Here is a 17,912-nt window from a genome sequence, read left to right as displayed (position 1 = left end):
ATTTTCATTGTTGTATTCCTGATTTTTAAGATTAATTGATCATCGGTCGTAACGTTTTCTTAAAGCCTTTTTATGGGTTATTCTGAAAAAATTCATTATATTACTTGCTAATTATGAATAGTATACCTTTCAAATTGGAAAATAATTATCTTATTTTTAATTGTGATCAAATTTGTTACGCTATAAACACCCGATAAAAATTATGGAATACAACAACTTTCTCTCTAAAAAATTAAAAATTGACTTACCCTTATGGACAGTTCTATTTCCTATAGTAGCTGTCCTTTTATTTATATTCAGTGGTTCAGAGTCTGGCTGGTTTGCCGGCGTACTGGGCGCTATTCTTATTGCTTCCGTATTATCTGCTGTCCATCATGCTGAGGTAATTGCTCATAAAGTGGGAGAACCTTTTGGAACAATTATTCTAGCATTGGCCATTACTGTTATTGAGGTTTCACTTATTGTCTCTCTTATGATTTCCGAAGGAAATAATGAGCCTTCTACTTTAGCTCGAGATACTGTTTTTGCTGCCATAATGATTATACTTACTGGAATTATTGGTATTTGTTTATGGGCTGGTGGGCGAAAATTTAAAGAACAAGCCTTCACGCAAGAAGGAGTTAGCGCTGCATTAATTACGTTAGTTTCTATTGCCATTTTGACCTTGGTTCTTCCTAATTTCACGACTACCGTTGAAGGAAATATTTATTCTGATAGTCAACTTATTTTTGTCGCTATCATATGTTTAATTCTTTATATTGGTTTCATCTCTGTACAAACTATCAAGCACAGGGATTATTTTCTTCCTAAAAAAGATCCTAACAAAGTCATTACCGAAGAAGAACATGCTAGTCCACCGAGTACCTCTACTACAATTGCTAGTTCTATATTATTAATCGTTGCTTTAGTGGTGGTGGTATTATTATCTAAAAAACTCTCTCCTACTATTGAAACTATCGTGATGGATCTGGGCGCACCAAAAAGTTTAGTGGGTATTATTATTGCCCTTGTAATTCTTCTTCCTGAAGGAGTTGCTGCCTTACGAGCTGCACAAAATAATCGATTACAAACGAGTCTTAATCTTGCTTTGGGTTCTGCTTTAGCTAGTATTGGCCTTACTATTCCAGCTGTAGCAGCTGTTTCTTATATGACTGGACTAAAAGTTACTTTAGGAATTGATGCCAAATCAATGCTTCTATTGGTTTTATCTTTATTCACTGTCTATTCTGCTTTAAATTCAGGAAAAACAAATATTCAGCAAGGAATTGTATTATTAGTCCTTTTTGCAACTTACCTCTTTACTACTATTGTTCCTTAAAAACTCATTATATTAATGCATAAAGCCCTTCTTACTGTTGTATCGAAGGGCTTATTTTTTTGTACAAATCACGCTTTCTTTCAATGTTCAAGAAATAGTTTATTTTTTATTTGGAACAATCGTTCCGTTTTATATATCTTTACGGAACAATCATTCCAATATAAAAATTAATAAATTATGACAACATTAAAAGACAAAGTAATTGTAATTACTGGAGGTAATAGTGGTATAGGATATTCTACTGCACAACAGGCGGTTGCAGAAGGTGGAAAAGTTATTATCACTGGCCGAAAAAAAGAGGCTATAGAGAAAGCGGCCAAAGAGTTGAATGCGACTGCTATTGTAGCCGATCAAGGAAAATTGGCTGATATTGATCAACTTGTTGCTGAGGTAAAGAATACGCAGGGTAAAGTTGATGTGCTATTCATCAACGCAGGAATTGGTGCCTTTATTCCCATAGAAAATGCAACGGAAGAGCATTATGATGATATTATGAATATCAATTTCAAAGGAGCTTATTTCACTTTAAGTAAATTTATTCCCATCTTAAATGATGGTGCTTCGGTAATTTTATTATCGTCTATTAATGGAACAATCGGTATGGCTAATTCATCCGTATATTCTGCTAGTAAGGCCGCTCTTAATTCATTGACGAAAGTTGCATCAATGGAATTGGCTCCACGAAAAATCCGCGTAAATACGGTTAGCCCTGGTCCTATAGCAACACCAATATTTGGAAAACTAGAAATGGATGAAGCAGGTATAGACGAATTCAAATCGGCGATGAGTAATCGTATACCATTAAAACGTTTTGGAACACCAGAAGAAGTTGCAAAATTAGTTTTATTCTTAGCCCATGATTCTGCTCAATTCATAACAGGTTCTGAGTTTGTTGTGGATGGTGGTTTAAGTATTAACAGCGTATTTTAATCTAAAAGCTGTAACTTTGTATGATACATAAAGTTACTTCGGTTATGGCAAGAACAAAGGCATTTGACAAAGATGAGGTTTTAGATAAAGCCGTCGATTTATTTTGGCAAAAAGGATATCAGGGCACTTCTGCTCAGGATATTGTTGATTGTCTCGGGATAAGTCGCTCTAGTTTGTACGATACCTTTGGTGATAAACATACTCTTTTTGTAGCAGCTTTAAAGCGCTATAAATCTAAAATGGGGAATCCATTTATCGAGATTATAGAACAAACGGAGGATGCAAAAAAGGCAATTCATCAGATTTTTCAAATGATCCTCGATGAAAGTATCGATCAAAAATGTAATAAGGGTTGTTTCATGGTCAATGCTACTATGGAATTATCGCAAGTAGATCCCGAAATAACAGCAATTATAAACCGGAATACACAAGATATGGAAGAGGCATTTTGTATGGCTATAGAAAAGGGTCAAAAAATGGGAACTATATCAACAGTCCATGATCCGCGTAAAATTGCACTCTTTTTAATCAATGCTATTTCAGGCTTACGTGTTACCGCTAAAACGGACATTGATCGAGCAAAACTCAATGATATTGTTTGCCTTACGATTTCAATATTATAACGTAATAAACTCCTATATATAAAAACACTCTGATCTAAAGGGTGTTTTTTTTGCATTAAATTTTCTTTCTAAATCCCTTTAAAATAAGGGATTTTTCATTTCTCATAATTATTTTTTAAAAAAAATAAGAAATGACGTAGGGGTAAAGTGTGATTCAATTGTATTACTACTATAACAACAGTACAATTAATGAACTCTTAATCTCAAATTGCCTTATGATACGAATTATTATCACTGCTGCATTACTATTTTGGTTATTGAAAAAATATACTGCTACTGTACTCGAGAACCATCGCTCATCTTTAATGAGTGGTAAGATTAAAATCGCTGTATTATTCTTCCTTCTTACAATTTCATTACAAGCACAGGAAAAAACAGTCAATTATAATGTCCTCCGCAATGGCAACATTATAGGTCAAATGCAATTTTATCAAAAGACAAATAATGATGAGGTATTTCTGAAGATTTCTTCGGAGGTTAAAACACGATTAATTTTTGGGATAAATGTAAAAACAGAAGAAGGTTCTTATTTTAAGAATGGAAAACTCCAATCTTCCTATGTAAAGCGCCATGTGAATGGAAAAGAAAAAGCCAATAAGACTACTCAGTTGGTGGATTCAAATTATAAGACTTTGTCTGAAAACAAAAAAGGACAGATTAAGGAGCAATATATTGATTATAACCTGATGCTTCTTTATAGCAAGGAACCTATAGGTGAAGATCAGGTTTATTCGGATAGTTTCCAACAATTCCTAACCATCAAAAAAACAGATAATCATTCTTATCGCATTGTATTACCGGATGGAAACTACAATGATTATCATTTTCTGAATGGTGTATGTCAAAAAGTCGAATTGCATCATTCTCTCTTTACCATTAATATTCAAATCGCATAATAATCATAAAATTTATTCTCATGCATATAAAAATCTTTAGTAGTCTGCTTTCCAAACTATCCATCTTTGGATCGGAACCGATCGCAATGGAAAGAATCCATGAAATAGAAAAAAGTGCACCTAACTTAATTGTTTATGCCTTACCAATTGTATTAATCTTCACCGTCATTGAATTTGTTGTTTTCTATTTCTTAGAAAGAAAAGAATATGACAAGAAAGAAACTATGGGTTCTATACTCATCGGTTTAGGGAATCTAACGGTCAACCTTTTGATGAAAACTGGGTTATTGTATGCTGTAGTATGGATTTACAATCTATTGCCTTATCGTATGGAATTCAGTTGGCTAAGCTTAATTCCTTGTTTTATTCTCTACGATTTTAGTTCGTATTGGACACATCGTATTTCGCATTATTGTCGTTTTTTCTGGGCAACTCATGTTGTACATCATTCTGCCGATCATTATAATCTTACCGTAAGTTTTAGACAAAGTTGGTTCCAATATGCCAAAATAGTTTTTTTCGTTCCCTTGATTTTCGCTGGTTTTCATCCCGCAATATTTTTCATTGCAAATCAATTGAGTGTATTATACCAATTTTGGGTTCATACGGAAGCTATTGGGAAATTACATCCTTTTATCGAAAAATGGTTTGGCACACCATCTAATCATCGTGTTCATCATGGAAGTCAGGAGAAATATCTGGATAAAAACTTCGGAGCAACTTTTATGATTTGGGATCATTTATTTGGATCATTCCAGTATGAAGAAGAAAAACCTCGCTATGGTATTACTAGCCCATTAAAAAGTAAACTCAATCCACTATACCTTAATATTCATGAATTTCAGGACATTATTACTGACGTCAAAAAAGCAGATAGCTTTCAGCAAAAATTCTATTACATTTTTGCCAGTCCTGATTCAATTGCTAAAAACAAATTAAAAAAAGCAACTATTAATTCCACTAAAACAATAAAATCATGCGAACCAATCAAAAAAAGCACAAGCAATTTCAACAGCAACTTTTCGAATATTTTAGCCGAGAAGATAATCATGTCGAAGCAATAGGTAATGAAATTGTTATTACGGAAGGTACTGATATGGGCTTGTCATTCACCTATTTTTCCGATCATAGCTGTATTATTCATTGTTATGAATTTAGTTTAAACACTGATCTTGACATGGATACTTCTATTGATGCTTTTATTCAGTTATTGACGAATCATAATATGATTCATCATCAACCTAATCAATCTTACAATTAATCAAAAAAATCACATTAAATATAAAAAGTATCTATCTTTGATTGAATGTCAAATCGTATAAGTGGAGTATTGCAATAACGACCATATTAATTTTATTCGTAACGGAAACGAAGCTGCCTTTGAAAAGGTTTTTAAAATGTATTTTAAGAACCTTCATGCTTTTGCTTATACTTTTATGAAAAACGATGACATTGCAGAAGAGATTGTACAAAATGTATTTTTTCGGATTTGGGAAAAAAGGGACCAGTTACAAATTGATGATTCATTAAAAGCATACCTCTACAGGGCAGTTCATAATGAAAGTCTAAATCACCTCAAACACTTAAAAGTGAAGTCTTCTTTTCAACTACAATATTCAGATCATATGGAATCGTCAAACTCAGATGCGTCAAATGAAATGATCGCTTCTGAATTGGAAAATAATATCCAGAAAGCGATTAACGAGCTGCCACAGCAGTGTCGAACCATATTTCAGATGAGCCGCTATGAACAGCTTAAATACCAACAAATTGCCGATCATCTGAACATCTCGATTAAAACGGTTGAAAATCAAATGGGGAAAGCCTTAAAAGTGTTGCGGTCAAAACTGGTAGAATACCTTCCTTTTCTTTTATTGTTATTATATTTAATCCGAAGACAATGAGCCACAACAATATGAATATGAACGATGATTTACTAGTGAAATACCTAGTTGGCGAAACTGATGCAGATGAGAGTGCAACAGTGGAACATTGGCTTGATGCTGATGAAAAAAACTTGAAATACTACAATGAGTATAAGAAAATATGGGATGACAGTCTTCAAATTGCTTTAGATAATATCACTATTGATGAGGATGCTGCCTGGAAAAGATTACAACATCGGATTCATGAAAAAGAGGTTCCTGTTCACACCCTTAAAAAATCATCTACTCAATGGTTCCGTATTGCTGCTTCTATCCTATTGATTTGCTCCTTAGGATGGCTTAGTTATTCTTATTTTGAAAATAAATCGGCTAACACTTTAATTCAGTTACATGCAACAAACACTACTTTAAATGATACTTTGCCGGATGGCACAACAATTACTTTAAATAAAAATTCTTTATTGTCGTATACGCGTAAATTTAAAGGTGATACACGACCAGTTACTTTGGAAGGTGAAGCTTTCTTCACTGTTTCCCCAGATAAAACTAAACCTTTCATCATCCAGATTAATGATGTAACGGTACGTGTAGTAGGAACTTCCTTCAATGTAAAAAATAAGAATGGAAAAACGACTGTGGATGTTGAAACTGGAATTGTAGAGGTCAGCAAAAATAATGATCAGGTAGAGTTAAGGCGTGGTGAAAAAGTAGTCATTGCCGATCAACATCAAAAATTATTAAAAAGTGTTAGTAAAGGTCAGCTGTACAATTATTACCGCAACAAAGAATTGGTTTGTGATCAAACACCTTTACAAGAATTAGTTGATGCGCTTAATGAGATTTATAATGTCAATATCGTTATTAAAAAAACGGCTTTACAGGAGAAACCAATTACAACAGTATTTAAGGATCAGTCACTTGATCAGGTTTTAGAAGTAATCCGAGAAACATTCATGATTAAGATTGAACGTAAGGGCAATCAAATTCTATTAGAATAATTTTATTTTTATATGCAGATCCGCTCAAAATTTATTTTTGCATGGCTTCTTTTTATGGTTATTTCAGGCACTTTTTCTAGTGCTCATGCACAGTCTATTCTTGCTACTGAAATGTCCATACATGCCGATCATAAACCTTTGGGTACTATTCTGGATTTAATGGAGGAAAAGGGAAAATTCCGGTTTTCCTATTACAGTAAAATTGTCCCTAAGGATAGTATTATCAGTATTCATGCTGATCGATCTACCGTTAAAGAAGTAATAGATCGGTTATTAAGCAATCGCTATGAATGTAAGGAATCCAAAGATTTTATTATCCTCCGATATGCTCCACTAGAACTAGCTCTTGCCTTAGAAAAGAACAGTGTGGTAGGCGAATATCATATTGTAAGTGGTTATATTACGGATGTTCTTACAAGCAAACCTATCGAGAATGCCAGTGTCTATGAGAAAAATGCTTTACAATCGACACTCACGGATAAAGATGGTTTTTTTGAATTACGCCTAAAAAATATAAATCAGCCTATTGAACTCACCGTTGCCAAGGAAAATTACAAGAACATCACGACCATGTTCCTTTCTGAGATTACTATTCAGATTGGATCAAAAAAAACAATCTTGGATTATGTTACGGGTGATTTCTCAGAAATTGAACGAACGGGAGTGGGTCGATTCTTTATTTCTTCCAGACAAAAAATCCAGTCGCTTAACCTTGGCGGTTTTATTGCCAAAGCACCCGTACAGGCTTCTTTAATTCCAAGTATTAGTACCCGAGGAATGATGAATACTCAGATTGTAAATAATTTCTCTTTGAACTTATTAGGAGGATATAATGGTGGTGTACGCGGTCTTGAAATTGCGGGTCTTTATAACATAAACCGAATGAATGTTGAAGCTTTACAAATTGCGGGAGTATTCAATACAGTAGGAGGTTCTGTCAAAGGAGTACAATTGGCTGGTATATACAATAATGTTTTTGGTGACTTGAAAGGTATCCAAATGAGTGGGATTCACAATAGTGTGAAAGGATCACAAATTGGAATTCAGGTTAGTGGACTTTATAATAATGTCCGAAAGGATTCGAAAGGGATTCAAATCGCTGGTATTCACAATACGGTAAATGGTTCTCAAAATGGATTACAAATTGCCTTTGGTTATAATACCGGAAACGGAAAAGTACGTGGTGCTCAAATTGCGGGACTTTTCAATTATGCTAAAGATCTACATGGAATACAAGTAGGATTGGTTAATATCACAGGTTCTACATCTGGTTATAGTTTTGGTTTATTGAACTTCAAGAAAGGTGGTTATAAAAAATTCACCGTTACGAGAAATGAAATTTCTGATGTGAATTTCTCTATAAAAACAGGGGATAATAAACTCTATACCATTTTAATGGCGGGAAGAAGCGAACGGGAGAATGAGGAGAAACTTACTTCTTTTGGTATTGGGCTTGGTAAAAACATCCAATTGAGCCGACGACTTTCTTATAATCCAGAAATCAGTATTCAATATCTTTATTTGGGAAATTGGGAAAATTTGAATTTTCTAAGAAAATTTGATTCTCCTTTAACTTTTCGTCTAACCAGAGGAATCGCATTATCTGCGGGACCTTCTTTCAATATTTATACTGCTGAAAGGATTGACAAAAACGTACCGGACACCAATACCTCAACATTTGTTCAAAATCGAACTGAACGTTCTAATGTCATAAAAGATCGTGGTGTATTAGGATGGGTAGGATGGAGCTTTGGACTTACATTATTCTAATTTCTACACTTTAAACGGTTGTTTTCCTGTTAGCAAATCCCAAAACAAGAGAAAGTCACTCGCCAAACTAAAGCCTGGATATTGAAAGGTGGCAGGTTTATTTTTTTCAAAAAAGAAATGTCCTACCCAAGCAAATCCATATCCTAAAAAAGGGATGATTACAAAATACCGCCATTCTAGAAAAACAATGCCCATCAACAAGGATAGAATAACTAGTCCTGTTCCTATAAAATGCAGTACTCTACTCGTAAAATTGCGATGTTCGGATAAATAAAAGGGATAAAATTCTTTTAAGGTGGTATATCTTTTTTCGCCCATGACTATCCATTTTTATATTGTCCTACTATAAAATTACAGTATTTAGACATAACACAAAACACTTACTGTCAATTTTTTACACAAAATCTAATCCTCTGAAGTTAAATTAGACAATCGTTTTAAGAATTTAGAATTACTATCAAATCGTTTGACAAATGTGAGTTGGAATGTTCCGGTTTCTAAACTAATTTGTTCTTTGGTAGAATTGGATACATATACTTTGTTACTGACATAGGCCAAATTTGCAGACCATGTTTCTGCACTATATCCTAAAGATCCTCGGAAAAGGGTGGTAGGATGAAGTTCTGGTTTTGTTCTTCGTCGTTCTTCAATACTTATATTTCCTCCAACAGTAATGGATCCTGAAGCAAAAAATCGTTTCCTTATCACTGCGGTATAGGCATATCCTACATTGGGTCCAAACTGATAATCGGATTTACTGAATTCAATGGATCCATCGGAACGAACACTATTGTAATAAAGACCTCCACCAACTAATAAACTTCCTGCCGATTTTAACTGGCGTTCACTTTGATCAAATGCCGCTCGGTATGAAAATTTATTCCCATTAAAAACGTATTGTCCAAAAACACCAAATTGTATCAATTTAATATCAGGGAACACCTTGACTGCTGAATTTTTATCATTATTACTCAGGTAAAGCCCTCTATAGTTTTGTCCAAAAAAATCGAATACCATTTTTCGACCATAATAATGGTATTGTAAATCTAATGATCTGGTTCTCCCTTTTTTAGGATCACGCAAGAAGTTAAATCCGTATCCTACATTTAATCCAAATCCTTTCCAAGCAAATCCTACTCCTACTCCTACTGGATTATTAGGCATGTAATTGTCTACTCTATCTCCTTCAGAATATTCATATGCTAATGACGTAAATCTTCGGCCTACATAGGCGCGATAGGAGTATTCATTTTCAAATTTACCGATATAAGTCGTATCAATCTGCGAGAATGCACTTTGGGTTCCTACCCAAAAAAGAATAAGCATGCTACAATTTCGGTAAATGGGTTTGGTAAAGATTAATGGGTTCTTCCCTAGTGTTTTATGTAAAAACTGCATATTTATTAGAGATTTGTTTTTGGTTTTATTTTCCTAAAATTCTAGCCTTACGAAGTCAATCGTGACAATCGTTTCAAAATCTTTGATTTACTATCAAATCGTTTGACAAATATAAGCTGAAATTTGCCTGTACTCATACTTACTGGATCGGACTCTATATACATAATATACAATCTATTATCTACATAAGAGAAATTTACCGACCAAGATTCCGCATTATATCCTGTTGAAAATCTTCCAAAAACATTAGGGTAATAATTCAATTTACTACTATTTTCATCTACACCTCCATTAACACCAAAGCTTAAAGATCCTGAAACATAGAAGTCTTTTCTTATTACTTGATTATAGGCATAGCCTACGTTGGGTCCAAATTGATAACTGGATCTCTTTGTATCCGTTTCATCATTTATCAAAATTCTATTGTAATAAACTCCTCCTCCGACTAATAAACTTCCTGCAGATTTTAACTGGCGTTCACTTTGATCAAATGCCGCTCGGTATGAAAATTTATTCCCATTGAATACATATTGTCCAAATACACCAATTTGTACTAATTGAACATCTGGAAATATCTCAAGGGATTTTCCCTCATTCCCATTCTCCAGATACAGTCCTTTATAGTTTTGTCCAAAAAAATCTAAGACTAATTTTCGTCCGTAATAATGGTATTGTAAATCTAAGGCTCTCGTTTTTCCTCTTTTTGTATCTCTCAAAAAATTAAATCCATGACTTATACTTAATCCAAATCCTTTCCAAGACAGCCCAATTCCAATATTTATGGGTGTGTTGGGTAAATAATTTTCTGTTATATCTTTTCCATCATACCTTAATGAGGTATATTTTTTGGCCAAATAGATTTCAACAGAAAATTCATGTTTAAATTTCCCGATATAAGTGGTGTCAATTTGTGAAAAACTACTTGGAATGCTCATCCAAAAAAGAATAAAGAGAAAGGCTTTCTTTGCTAAAAAAACAATCGATTTCAATTGTCTATTTTGTATATAACTAGCAAAATAATGCATGCGGGTTCAATCGTTATTTTCATTTATTATTAGATTTTTAGTGCTGAACTTTTTCCTTCAAAATAGAACTGTTATAAGAAAGTCTATTCTTTTTACTATTTGCATGTTTATCTTTTATAACTCATTTGACTCCATCTCAAATTTGAATCGAATATAGCAAATCTAATGCAATTATTATTTTGATAATAACCGAAATTATATCCTTATATTGTAGCTATTAATCGATTTTCAAACACTAAATTATGATTGTAAATTGTAAATATTATGGGTTAATTTTACTATTATCAGTATGTTTTGCGTGTACAAAACCAAAACCGAATTTAGAATCTGTACTTCATGATAAATCTACTTCACAGCGGCTTATCATTTACACGGATAGTATTGCTCATGCTCTTACTTTTACAAAGTATACAGAAGATTCGCTATTAGCAATGACTAATCGTTTTGCAAAATATTTACCTCTTCAAGTTTATCATGAAAATCAATCGCAATCGGATTCGTTGTTCTTAGTGGGTGTTAACCTTACCTTCGACACTCAGCAATCGGATATGATTACTATTACTATACCGAGATTCTATAGCTCTCAACTTCGTTTTAAAGAATTCACAGATTATTTTGGTCCTGCTCAACTCAAAGATTCTATATTCCTTAAAACCAAAATGCCTACTCCCGAGATTATTTCTTTGGTTGGCCATTTTAATCAAAACAAAGTGGCTCCTGATCTTTTAATTTCAAATACGAGTAATCCCAATTTTGAAGGAAATAAGATTTATTATCTTATGCTTTTGAAGAAAAAATAATCAGAGTGCTATTTCTTTTTTTCGGTATTCGGAGGGTGAATATCCTGTGTGTTTTTTGAAGAATTTACCAAAACTGGATTGATCGCTAAATTGTAATTCATCGGCAATCTGAGCTATGGTTAAAGAGGGATTGGAAAGTAATAACCGAGCTTCCAGAATAACCGCATCATCAATTAAATGTCCTGCTGTTTTTCCAGAAATTTCTTTTAATACTTTCGTCAAATGTCCCGTTGTTACACATAATGCATTGGCATAAAAATGTACACTTCGCTCCTTTTTAAAGTTCTCCTCGAGTATTCTAAAGAACAAGAGCATTAATTCTTCTTTTCTGGACATTTCAACTTTTATTCCTGCATTGTATTTCTTGTATAATGCTGCTACTTCATACATCAGTAAATTGAATGCATGACTGAGTACTTCATTACCAAATAATGATGGATTTCTGTTCAAGTTTTTCTCCATTAATACCTGTGATAAGGCAACAATGTTTACTAGTTCTTTATTGTTAAGATGGAGTTTTGAAGCAAATTTGGAGGTAAAAAAATCAAAGGCATTTATTTCATTTCTTCTAAAACTATTCTGATGGACAAACTCGAGGGTAAAGCTTACTGCTATCATTTGTGTTTGTTCTTCTATTTCTAGAATATGAAGTACTGTTTTTGGAAATGTTACAATCAAATCATTTGGTTTCAGTGTATAGGTCACCAGATTCAATTGGATTTTCATGGTTCCAGAAAGAATTAAAAGCACCGAATAATTATTAGAACGGAAAGGGTAAGCAAAAGGTATTTCACTTGTTCCTTTCTGATCGATGTATACGTGTAATTGCTCCGATTGTGGCGAATCACCTAACACATTGACCATTTCCCTTATAGTATGTTCCTTTATCGTATCTGTATTCAAGTTTGCTTTATTTTCAATCCTATAAATATAATCATTATTCAATTCTTATATTTTATTAAAAGGCTATTCTTTAACATTTAAAGCCTTTTTTCAACCAAAATAGGCACGAATGTGACCATCATTTTCCGATGATAAAATCTTAATTTTATAGAACATCACCAATGTAAATGGATTACAAATTGTAATTCATTTGCATTTACCAAAAACATTACATTATGAAATATATACCACTAATCGGCCGGATTTTATTCAGCTTAATTTTCATGTATTCCTCTATAGTCATGTTTTCATCGGATTATGTGTATCAGGCAGAAATTAAGGGCGTCCCTCTCGCTTTTATACTGATTCCTTTTGCCGGAATACTACAACTCGTTGGAACACTCAGTATCTTGTTTGGTTTCATGGCTAAATGGGGTGCTTGGATCGTTATCATTTTCCTGATTCCTGTTAGTTTGATTATTAACAGTTTCTGGAAAATTGATGATCCGATGTTGCATCAACTTGAATCGCTCACCTTTATGAAAAACATGAGTATTATAGGTGGTGCATTAATGATTGCTTATTTTGGTTCGGGCCCTTACAGTATTGATGAATGGAAAGCCGATAAAAAGGCAAAGAAGAAAAGGGCTTAAATAAGAAACACACTCCGAGGAGTGTGTTTTTGTTTGTATAATGATCACTTATTATTCGACAGGTAGTTGTGTTGTGATTGCAATTCGATTCCAAGCATTAATAACAACAATAGCCATAATAATCTGAGCTAAATATTTTTCATCAAATAGAGTTGCAGCTGCTTTATAGGTCGCATCCGAAACGTGTTGGTTAATCAATGTAACTTCTTCTGTCAGGGCTAATATCGCTTCTTCTTCTTTGGTAAATAGTGTGGTTTCACGCCATGCATTTAATAAATAAATACGTTGTTCTGTTTCTCCATATTTACGAGCGTCTTTTGTATGCATATTAATGCAAAAAGCACAACCATTAATCTGAGAGGCTCTTATTTTTATAAGCTCTTTGTGGGTTGATGTCAATTGAGTCGTTGACAAATATTTCTCAAGTCCAAGCATAGCTTTATAAGCTTCTGCATCTGTTTCCGCAATGTTGATTCTATTACTCATGATTACTTCTTTTAGTGTTTATCAAAGGTCGTAATTAAGAATATCTGAAAACTTAAACTGGTTTAAGAAATCAAATTAGGGTTGTTTTTTTCGTATTTCACTCAAATATTCTGGTGTAAATCCGAGATAGGACGCTAGCATGTATTGAGGTATCCGTTGGATAAATTCTGGGAAGCTGGTACTGAAATGTCGGTATTGTTCTTCTCGGGAAAATTCATACAGGTATTTCATCCGGATTTGATTGGCCGCAGTTGTTTTCTGATAGACTGCTCTAAAATAGCGTTCCATTTTTGGAACTTGTAGAAACATTTCTTCTAGTTTTTCTATACTAATTGATATAATCTCCGAATGTTCTACTGCTTGTATACTGAAGGTTGCCGGACTTTGCATCGTGAAACTCATATAGTCAGAAATCCACCAGTTTTCAATGGCAAATTGGGTTGTTTGCTCTACTCCTTTCTCATTTCTGAAAAACATCCGCAAGCATCCTTTTTCAACAAAGTAATTGTTTTTACAGATTGTTCCTTCTTCTAAGATGTATTCTTTTTTCTTTACCTGTACTGCCGCAAAAAAGGTTTGTACCTGCTGAATTTCTTCTTCATTCAGTACTACAAACTTCTGGATATGGGTTGCAAGATTTACAGGTGCTTTCATTTTATAAGTTTAGTATATCACAAAGCTAACTTTTTATTGTTTATTTTTATATTACTTATAAAACGATTACTATGTCTTCACAAAACAACTTTACTGCCGAAGCTGCTATGCTCATTCGAAAACCAATCGATGAGGTATTTGAAGCATTTATTAATCCTGAGATTACCACTCATTTTTGGTTTACCAAAAGCACTGGAAAATTAGAGGAGGGAAAAGAAATTATATGGACTTGGGAAATGTACAATCACTCTACTGCATTAACCGTCAAATCGATTGTTCCAAATGAAACAATCCTTATTGAATGGGCAAATTCAAAAGAAAAAGCCTCCGTAGAATGGAACTTCAAATCCTTGGGTAATTCCAAAACCTTCGTGAGTGTCTTAAACAGTGGTTTTAAAGGAAATACGGAAGAGATTGTAACTGAAGTTCGAAATTCTACTGAAGGCTTCACTCTAGTTCTAGCTGGGTTAAAAGCTTATTTAGAACATGGTATTGAGCTGAATTTAGTAGGGGATCGATTTCCGCAAGGGTTATAAATTTATGCGGGGGTTACCTAAACCAACTTATTTTTTATTGCGTTTACCTTTATATATTTCTAGCATATAAAAAAGATAGATAATCCCTAAAATACAGATTACTGTATTCACTACTGTCAAGAAAAACTCCATAATTATTTTGATTTTGTGGCTCTTGGCCTTTAATTTTAAATGAAACTACTTTTACTATACTGCATCCCTAAGCGTTAGTTTTAGAAACTAACGCCATGGAACTACAGCGTTCACAACTCTCAAAAATGAACAACATTATATTTTTGTTATGAGCCACTACAGTCCTACACATTGGCCTGGCATTTGAATAAACCTACGTAATAGGAACTGTAGCACTCACAAACTTTCTTAAATTTTATTTTCTAATAACCTTTAAAATGAATTACTACAGTTCTACGCATCAATCTGATGTCAAAATCAATGCAATAGAAACTGTAGCATTCACCAACCAAGTAACTTCCTAAAACTTGGTTTTATTCTATTTTTTCAAGACAAGAATTTAGCGTTTCTCTTTTCATATCGTGAACTACAATCCTACACGTTAGCATCCTAATCAAATGTGCTAACGTGGTAGGTGATTGCAGCTATCAAAAAAAAAAACTAACTCAAAAAACTCTATCTTACTATTAATCATTACATGTTTCGAAATAGGGCTTTAATTGTTTTTTAAGCTCTATTTTGGTTCCTGAAACATCTACTAATTTGATATTCTCCCCTATTAATTCCATTTCTTGCTTTCTCAGGAAAAAATGTTTTTCAAAAGGACAGCAAAAAATTATAGGTATATTTTTATTGTATATTTTAAAAAAATCAATCATTTCAATTGGGCTTCCCATAATAAAAATCATTAATTTAAATTGTTCGAAATATTCCTTTTGGTGATCTTCCTCTCCTGAAAAATATTCGAATGAATACGTCGAATATTCTCTTTTAAAATGACGGTAAAAGAAGCGACTGGTATCATGCACTAATATTGTATTCTCCACAATCTTTCGGTTTTGTACTCTTTATTTTTGTAATCCAAACTTCATTTGTACTGTAGTAAAAACTCAGGTTACTTTATTTTCACCTGAATCTTTCTACACTTATGTTTTATTCCATCGCTGTAATAATAAACTCACTTCGTCTATTCGCTTGATGTTGTTCTTCTGTACAATCTACAGTATCACTGCAATCATTTACCAGTTGAGATTCTCCATATCCTTTGGCAGTAAGTTGATTTTTATCAACTCCATTCTTAATCATATAAGCCATAGTCGATTTTGCTCGCTTATCGGATAATCGTTCATTGTATCGAGTGCTCGCTCTACTATCGGTGTGGGAACGGATATCAATTTTCATTTTTGGATATTCTTTCATGACTGTAATTATCTTTTCTAAATCCAATGCCGCATCTGATCTGATGTCCGATTTATTGAAATCAAAATAGATAATCTTAATTCCAAAGATTTTAGCAAGATCGTCTCCCATAGTTACCGATTTGATTTTCTTATCCAATTGGATATTTACCATTGTTTCTCCAGATAGTTTAGGCGTAACAACATTTACTTCTTTCGTTTCATATTCTTTACTTAAAACTCTTATGTAGTAATTGTATTCACATTCTGCTTCAAAAGCAAATTCCCCTCTTTCATCAGTTACCGTTTCAATAATTTTATTAAAATTGGCATCGTATAATACTACTTGTGCTCCTTCTAATTGTTCTTTGGAATCCACATCGGTAATTATTCCGCTGATTAATTGTTCACATTTAAAATGTAAGGGTTGCTTTTCATGTAGTTTATAGATATCATCGTACCCAATTGTTCCTGCTCTATTTGTGGAGAAGAAACCATTTTTGGATTTACTATCAATTAAGAAAGCAAAATCATCACTATTACTATTGATTGGTTGTCCTACATTAAATACTTTTTGATAGGTATCGTCTTTTTCCAATGGTGAAACAAAAACATCTAATCCTCCTAATCCTGGATGACCGTCGGATGCAAAATAGAGTTCATCATCTGCAGAAAGAAAAGGAAATGTTTCTTTTCCCTCTGTATTAATTTTATCTCCTAAATTTTCTGGTTTTCCATAATTTCCATTCGCAAAAATCTTCACACGAAATAAATCTGACTCTCCTTTTGTCCCGGGCATATTTGAAGCGAAATACAACATTTTTTCATCTGAACTTAAAGCGGGATGAGCTGTACTGTATTCATTCGAATTAAACGGTAATTCTATAACTTCTGTCCATTGATTATCTTTCAGAACTGCTTTATATATCTTTAAAAGCACTGTTTTGTCTTTACTTTTCTGCTTCTTTCTATGCAAATAATTATTTCGGGTAAAGTACATTGTCATCCCATCTTTTGTGAAAACTGGAGTGGATTCATGGTATTTTGTTGTTACCTCTCCCTGAAATTTTTCCGGTTTATTTAAACTTCCGTCTGTATTTATTTTGGAACTATACAAATTCGTAAAGAACTGGTTATTCCATTTGTCTGTTTTTCTAAATAATCCGGCAATGTCTCTGGATGATGTAAAAACAAGTTGGTTACCGGTTATACTGGCACCATAGTCTGAGTATTCGGAATTAATTCCGGCTTCTTTAATTGTATATCTTCCAGAGTTTTCCTGAATTACTTTGAGGTAATCTTTTTGTTGATTGTATAATTGTGCTCGAATATCTAATGATGATTTCTGTAAAAATTGATTCATAATTTCATCTGCTTTTTTATATTCTCCTACTCGTTTTAAACTTTGAGCATAGCGGTAATAATATTCAACAGGTATGGACTGATTTAGGGCAAAAAGAGCGGTATACCATTTTTCGGCTTTGTCTAATTCACTATTAAAATAGTATGCATTTCCTAATTTCTGGAACAAATCGACTGATTTATACCCTTTTTCTGCTACTCGTTCATAGGTCTTTATGGCATCGATGTAAGCAAATTGCTCATACTTTTTATCTGCCGATTTAATTTCTCCTTCCTGAGCATAGGCAGTCGTGATACCAAGCAGTAAAAAAAAGAGTATTTTAGTTGTCATAAGAATTCGTTTTTA

20 protein-coding genes are annotated in these 17,912 nt (G+C 33.3%); 12 read left to right on the top strand and 8 right to left on the bottom strand.

Features of this window, described 5'->3' with window-relative positions; genetic code table 11:
• The first annotated feature begins 202 nt into the window (after positions 1 to 202).
• From P6733_RS01285 to P6733_RS01245, 9 genes are all read left to right on the top strand, one after another.
• A complete protein-coding gene (locus P6733_RS01285) occupies positions 203 to 1,318 on the top strand; it encodes a calcium:cation antiporter (protein WP_306349767.1) in 1,116 nt (371 codons plus the stop codon).
• A gap of 177 nt (positions 1,319 to 1,495) precedes the next feature.
• Positions 1,496 to 2,248 carry an SDR family oxidoreductase gene (locus P6733_RS01280; protein WP_306349766.1) on the top strand — a complete coding sequence of 251 codons (753 nt, stop codon included), beginning with the start codon at positions 1,496 to 1,498 and terminating at the stop codon, positions 2,246 to 2,248.
• Between the two features lie 20 nt (positions 2,249 to 2,268).
• Positions 2,269 to 2,871, top strand: a complete 603-nt coding sequence (locus P6733_RS01275) for a TetR/AcrR family transcriptional regulator (RefSeq protein ID WP_306349765.1) — start codon at positions 2,269 to 2,271, stop codon at positions 2,869 to 2,871.
• 215 nt (positions 2,872 to 3,086) lie between these two features.
• Entirely contained in the window at positions 3,087 to 3,767 is a 681-nt protein-coding gene (locus P6733_RS01270) for a DUF6134 family protein (RefSeq protein ID WP_306349764.1), read from the top strand.
• Positions 3,768 to 3,787: 20 nt separating this feature from the next.
• Positions 3,788 to 4,831 carry a sterol desaturase family protein gene (locus tag P6733_RS01265; RefSeq protein WP_306349763.1) on the top strand — a complete coding sequence of 348 codons (1,044 nt, stop codon included), beginning with the start codon at positions 3,788 to 3,790 and terminating at the stop codon, positions 4,829 to 4,831.
• A gap of 32 nt (positions 4,832 to 4,863) precedes the next feature.
• Positions 4,864 to 5,028: a hypothetical protein gene (locus P6733_RS01260; RefSeq protein WP_306349762.1), complete on the top strand. Its 165-nt coding sequence runs from the start codon at positions 4,864 to 4,866 to the stop codon at positions 5,026 to 5,028.
• 61 nt (positions 5,029 to 5,089) lie between these two features.
• Positions 5,090 to 5,671, top strand: a complete 582-nt coding sequence (locus P6733_RS01255) for an RNA polymerase sigma-70 factor (protein ID WP_306349761.1) — start codon at positions 5,090 to 5,092, stop codon at positions 5,669 to 5,671.
• Complete coding sequence (locus P6733_RS01250; protein WP_306349760.1) at positions 5,668 to 6,651, top strand: FecR family protein; 984 nt, start codon at positions 5,668 to 5,670, stop codon at positions 6,649 to 6,651. Before P6733_RS01255 ends, P6733_RS01250 begins: the two co-directional genes overlap by 4 nt.
• Positions 6,652 to 6,663: 12 nt before the next feature.
• A complete protein-coding gene (locus P6733_RS01245) occupies positions 6,664 to 8,421 on the top strand; it encodes a peptidase associated/transthyretin-like domain-containing protein (RefSeq protein WP_306349759.1) in 1,758 nt (585 codons plus the stop codon).
• Positions 8,422 to 8,424: 3 nt separating this feature from the next.
• Here P6733_RS01245 and P6733_RS01240 read toward each other — a convergent pair whose 3' ends face one another.
• The 3 genes from P6733_RS01240 to P6733_RS01230 form a co-directional block, all read right to left on the bottom strand.
• Positions 8,425 to 8,739 carry an Mpo1-like protein gene (locus P6733_RS01240; protein WP_306349758.1) on the bottom strand — a complete coding sequence of 105 codons (315 nt, stop codon included), beginning with the start codon at positions 8,737 to 8,739 and terminating at the stop codon, positions 8,425 to 8,427.
• An 87-nt stretch (positions 8,740 to 8,826) separates the two neighbouring features.
• A complete protein-coding gene (locus P6733_RS01235) occupies positions 8,827 to 9,819 on the bottom strand; it encodes a DUF4421 family protein (RefSeq protein WP_306349757.1) in 993 nt (330 codons plus the stop codon).
• 47 nt (positions 9,820 to 9,866) lie between these two features.
• A complete protein-coding gene (locus P6733_RS01230) occupies positions 9,867 to 10,754 on the bottom strand; it encodes a DUF4421 domain-containing protein (protein WP_306349756.1) in 888 nt (295 codons plus the stop codon).
• 332 nt (positions 10,755 to 11,086) lie between these two features.
• Between P6733_RS01230 and P6733_RS01225 the strand changes: the two genes are divergently transcribed.
• Entirely contained in the window at positions 11,087 to 11,644 is a 558-nt protein-coding gene (locus tag P6733_RS01225; protein WP_306349755.1) for a hypothetical protein, read from the top strand.
• Here P6733_RS01225 and P6733_RS01220 read toward each other — a convergent pair whose 3' ends face one another.
• Positions 11,645 to 12,589, bottom strand: a complete 945-nt coding sequence (locus P6733_RS01220; protein WP_306349754.1) for a helix-turn-helix domain-containing protein — start codon at positions 12,587 to 12,589, stop codon at positions 11,645 to 11,647. It abuts the gene before it with no gap.
• A 173-nt stretch (positions 12,590 to 12,762) separates the two neighbouring features.
• On the opposite strand from P6733_RS01220, the gene P6733_RS01215 reads away from it, so the two are divergent.
• The gene (locus tag P6733_RS01215; protein WP_306349753.1) at positions 12,763 to 13,179 is read left to right on the top strand and encodes a DoxX family protein; all 417 of its coding nucleotides are present in this window, start codon (positions 12,763 to 12,765) and stop codon (positions 13,177 to 13,179) included.
• 51 nt (positions 13,180 to 13,230) lie between these two features.
• On the opposite strand, the gene P6733_RS01210 is transcribed toward P6733_RS01215, so the two are convergent.
• Positions 13,231 to 13,665, bottom strand: a complete 435-nt coding sequence (locus P6733_RS01210) for a carboxymuconolactone decarboxylase family protein (protein ID WP_306349752.1) — start codon at positions 13,663 to 13,665, stop codon at positions 13,231 to 13,233.
• Positions 13,666 to 13,740: 75 nt separating this feature from the next.
• Positions 13,741 to 14,319 carry a Crp/Fnr family transcriptional regulator gene (locus P6733_RS01205; protein WP_306349751.1) on the bottom strand — a complete coding sequence of 193 codons (579 nt, stop codon included), beginning with the start codon at positions 14,317 to 14,319 and terminating at the stop codon, positions 13,741 to 13,743.
• A gap of 71 nt (positions 14,320 to 14,390) precedes the next feature.
• Here P6733_RS01205 and P6733_RS01200 point away from each other — a divergent pair, with 71 nt between their 5' ends.
• Positions 14,391 to 14,855: an SRPBCC family protein gene (locus tag P6733_RS01200; RefSeq protein WP_306349750.1), complete on the top strand. Its 465-nt coding sequence runs from the start codon at positions 14,391 to 14,393 to the stop codon at positions 14,853 to 14,855.
• Between the two features lie 638 nt (positions 14,856 to 15,493).
• Here P6733_RS01200 and P6733_RS01195 read toward each other — a convergent pair.
• Entirely contained in the window at positions 15,494 to 15,853 is a 360-nt protein-coding gene (locus tag P6733_RS01195) for a hypothetical protein (protein WP_306349749.1), read from the bottom strand.
• Between the two features lie 106 nt (positions 15,854 to 15,959).
• Positions 15,960 to 17,897: an OmpA family protein gene (locus P6733_RS01190; RefSeq protein WP_306349748.1), complete on the bottom strand. Its 1,938-nt coding sequence runs from the start codon at positions 17,895 to 17,897 to the stop codon at positions 15,960 to 15,962.
• Positions 17,898 to 17,912 lie beyond the last annotated feature (15 nt).

The organism is Flavobacterium aerium, assembly GCF_030766725.1.
GTDB classification, from domain to species: domain Bacteria; phylum Bacteroidota; class Bacteroidia; order Flavobacteriales; family Flavobacteriaceae; genus Flavobacterium; species Flavobacterium aerium.
This window is presented reverse-complemented; position numbering and strand designations above follow the sequence as displayed.

What these genes read in the sequence shown, in the direction of transcription:
- P6733_RS01190 (WP_306349748.1), bottom strand. Translation starts at nt 17,897, where the DNA reads ATGACAACTAAAATACTCTTTTTTTTACTGCTTGGTATCACGACTGCC.
- P6733_RS01210 (WP_306349752.1), bottom strand. Translation starts at nt 13,665, where the DNA reads ATGAGTAATAGAATCAACATTGCGGAAACAGATGCAGAAGCTTATAAA.
- P6733_RS01270 (WP_306349764.1), top strand. Translation starts at nt 3,087, where the DNA reads ATGATACGAATTATTATCACTGCTGCATTACTATTTTGGTTATTGAAA.
- P6733_RS01285 (WP_306349767.1), top strand. Translation starts at nt 203, where the DNA reads ATGGAATACAACAACTTTCTCTCTAAAAAATTAAAAATTGACTTACCC.
- P6733_RS01275 (WP_306349765.1), top strand. Translation starts at nt 2,269, where the DNA reads ATGATACATAAAGTTACTTCGGTTATGGCAAGAACAAAGGCATTTGAC.
- P6733_RS01260 (WP_306349762.1), top strand. Translation starts at nt 4,864, where the DNA reads ATGGGCTTGTCATTCACCTATTTTTCCGATCATAGCTGTATTATTCAT.
- P6733_RS01225 (WP_306349755.1), top strand. Translation starts at nt 11,087, where the DNA reads ATGATTGTAAATTGTAAATATTATGGGTTAATTTTACTATTATCAGTA.
- P6733_RS01230 (WP_306349756.1), bottom strand. Translation starts at nt 10,754, where the DNA reads ATGAGCATTCCAAGTAGTTTTTCACAAATTGACACCACTTATATCGGG.
- P6733_RS01235 (WP_306349757.1), bottom strand. Translation starts at nt 9,819, where the DNA reads ATGCAGTTTTTACATAAAACACTAGGGAAGAACCCATTAATCTTTACC.
- P6733_RS01280 (WP_306349766.1), top strand. Translation starts at nt 1,496, where the DNA reads ATGACAACATTAAAAGACAAAGTAATTGTAATTACTGGAGGTAATAGT.
- P6733_RS01200 (WP_306349750.1), top strand. Translation starts at nt 14,391, where the DNA reads ATGTCTTCACAAAACAACTTTACTGCCGAAGCTGCTATGCTCATTCGA.
- P6733_RS01265 (WP_306349763.1), top strand. Translation starts at nt 3,788, where the DNA reads ATGCATATAAAAATCTTTAGTAGTCTGCTTTCCAAACTATCCATCTTT.
- P6733_RS01205 (WP_306349751.1), bottom strand. Translation starts at nt 14,319, where the DNA reads ATGAAAGCACCTGTAAATCTTGCAACCCATATCCAGAAGTTTGTAGTA.
- P6733_RS01245 (WP_306349759.1), top strand. Translation starts at nt 6,664, where the DNA reads ATGCAGATCCGCTCAAAATTTATTTTTGCATGGCTTCTTTTTATGGTT.
- P6733_RS01215 (WP_306349753.1), top strand. Translation starts at nt 12,763, where the DNA reads ATGAAATATATACCACTAATCGGCCGGATTTTATTCAGCTTAATTTTC.
- P6733_RS01250 (WP_306349760.1), top strand. Translation starts at nt 5,668, where the DNA reads ATGAGCCACAACAATATGAATATGAACGATGATTTACTAGTGAAATAC.
- P6733_RS01240 (WP_306349758.1), bottom strand. Translation starts at nt 8,739, where the DNA reads ATGGGCGAAAAAAGATATACCACCTTAAAAGAATTTTATCCCTTTTAT.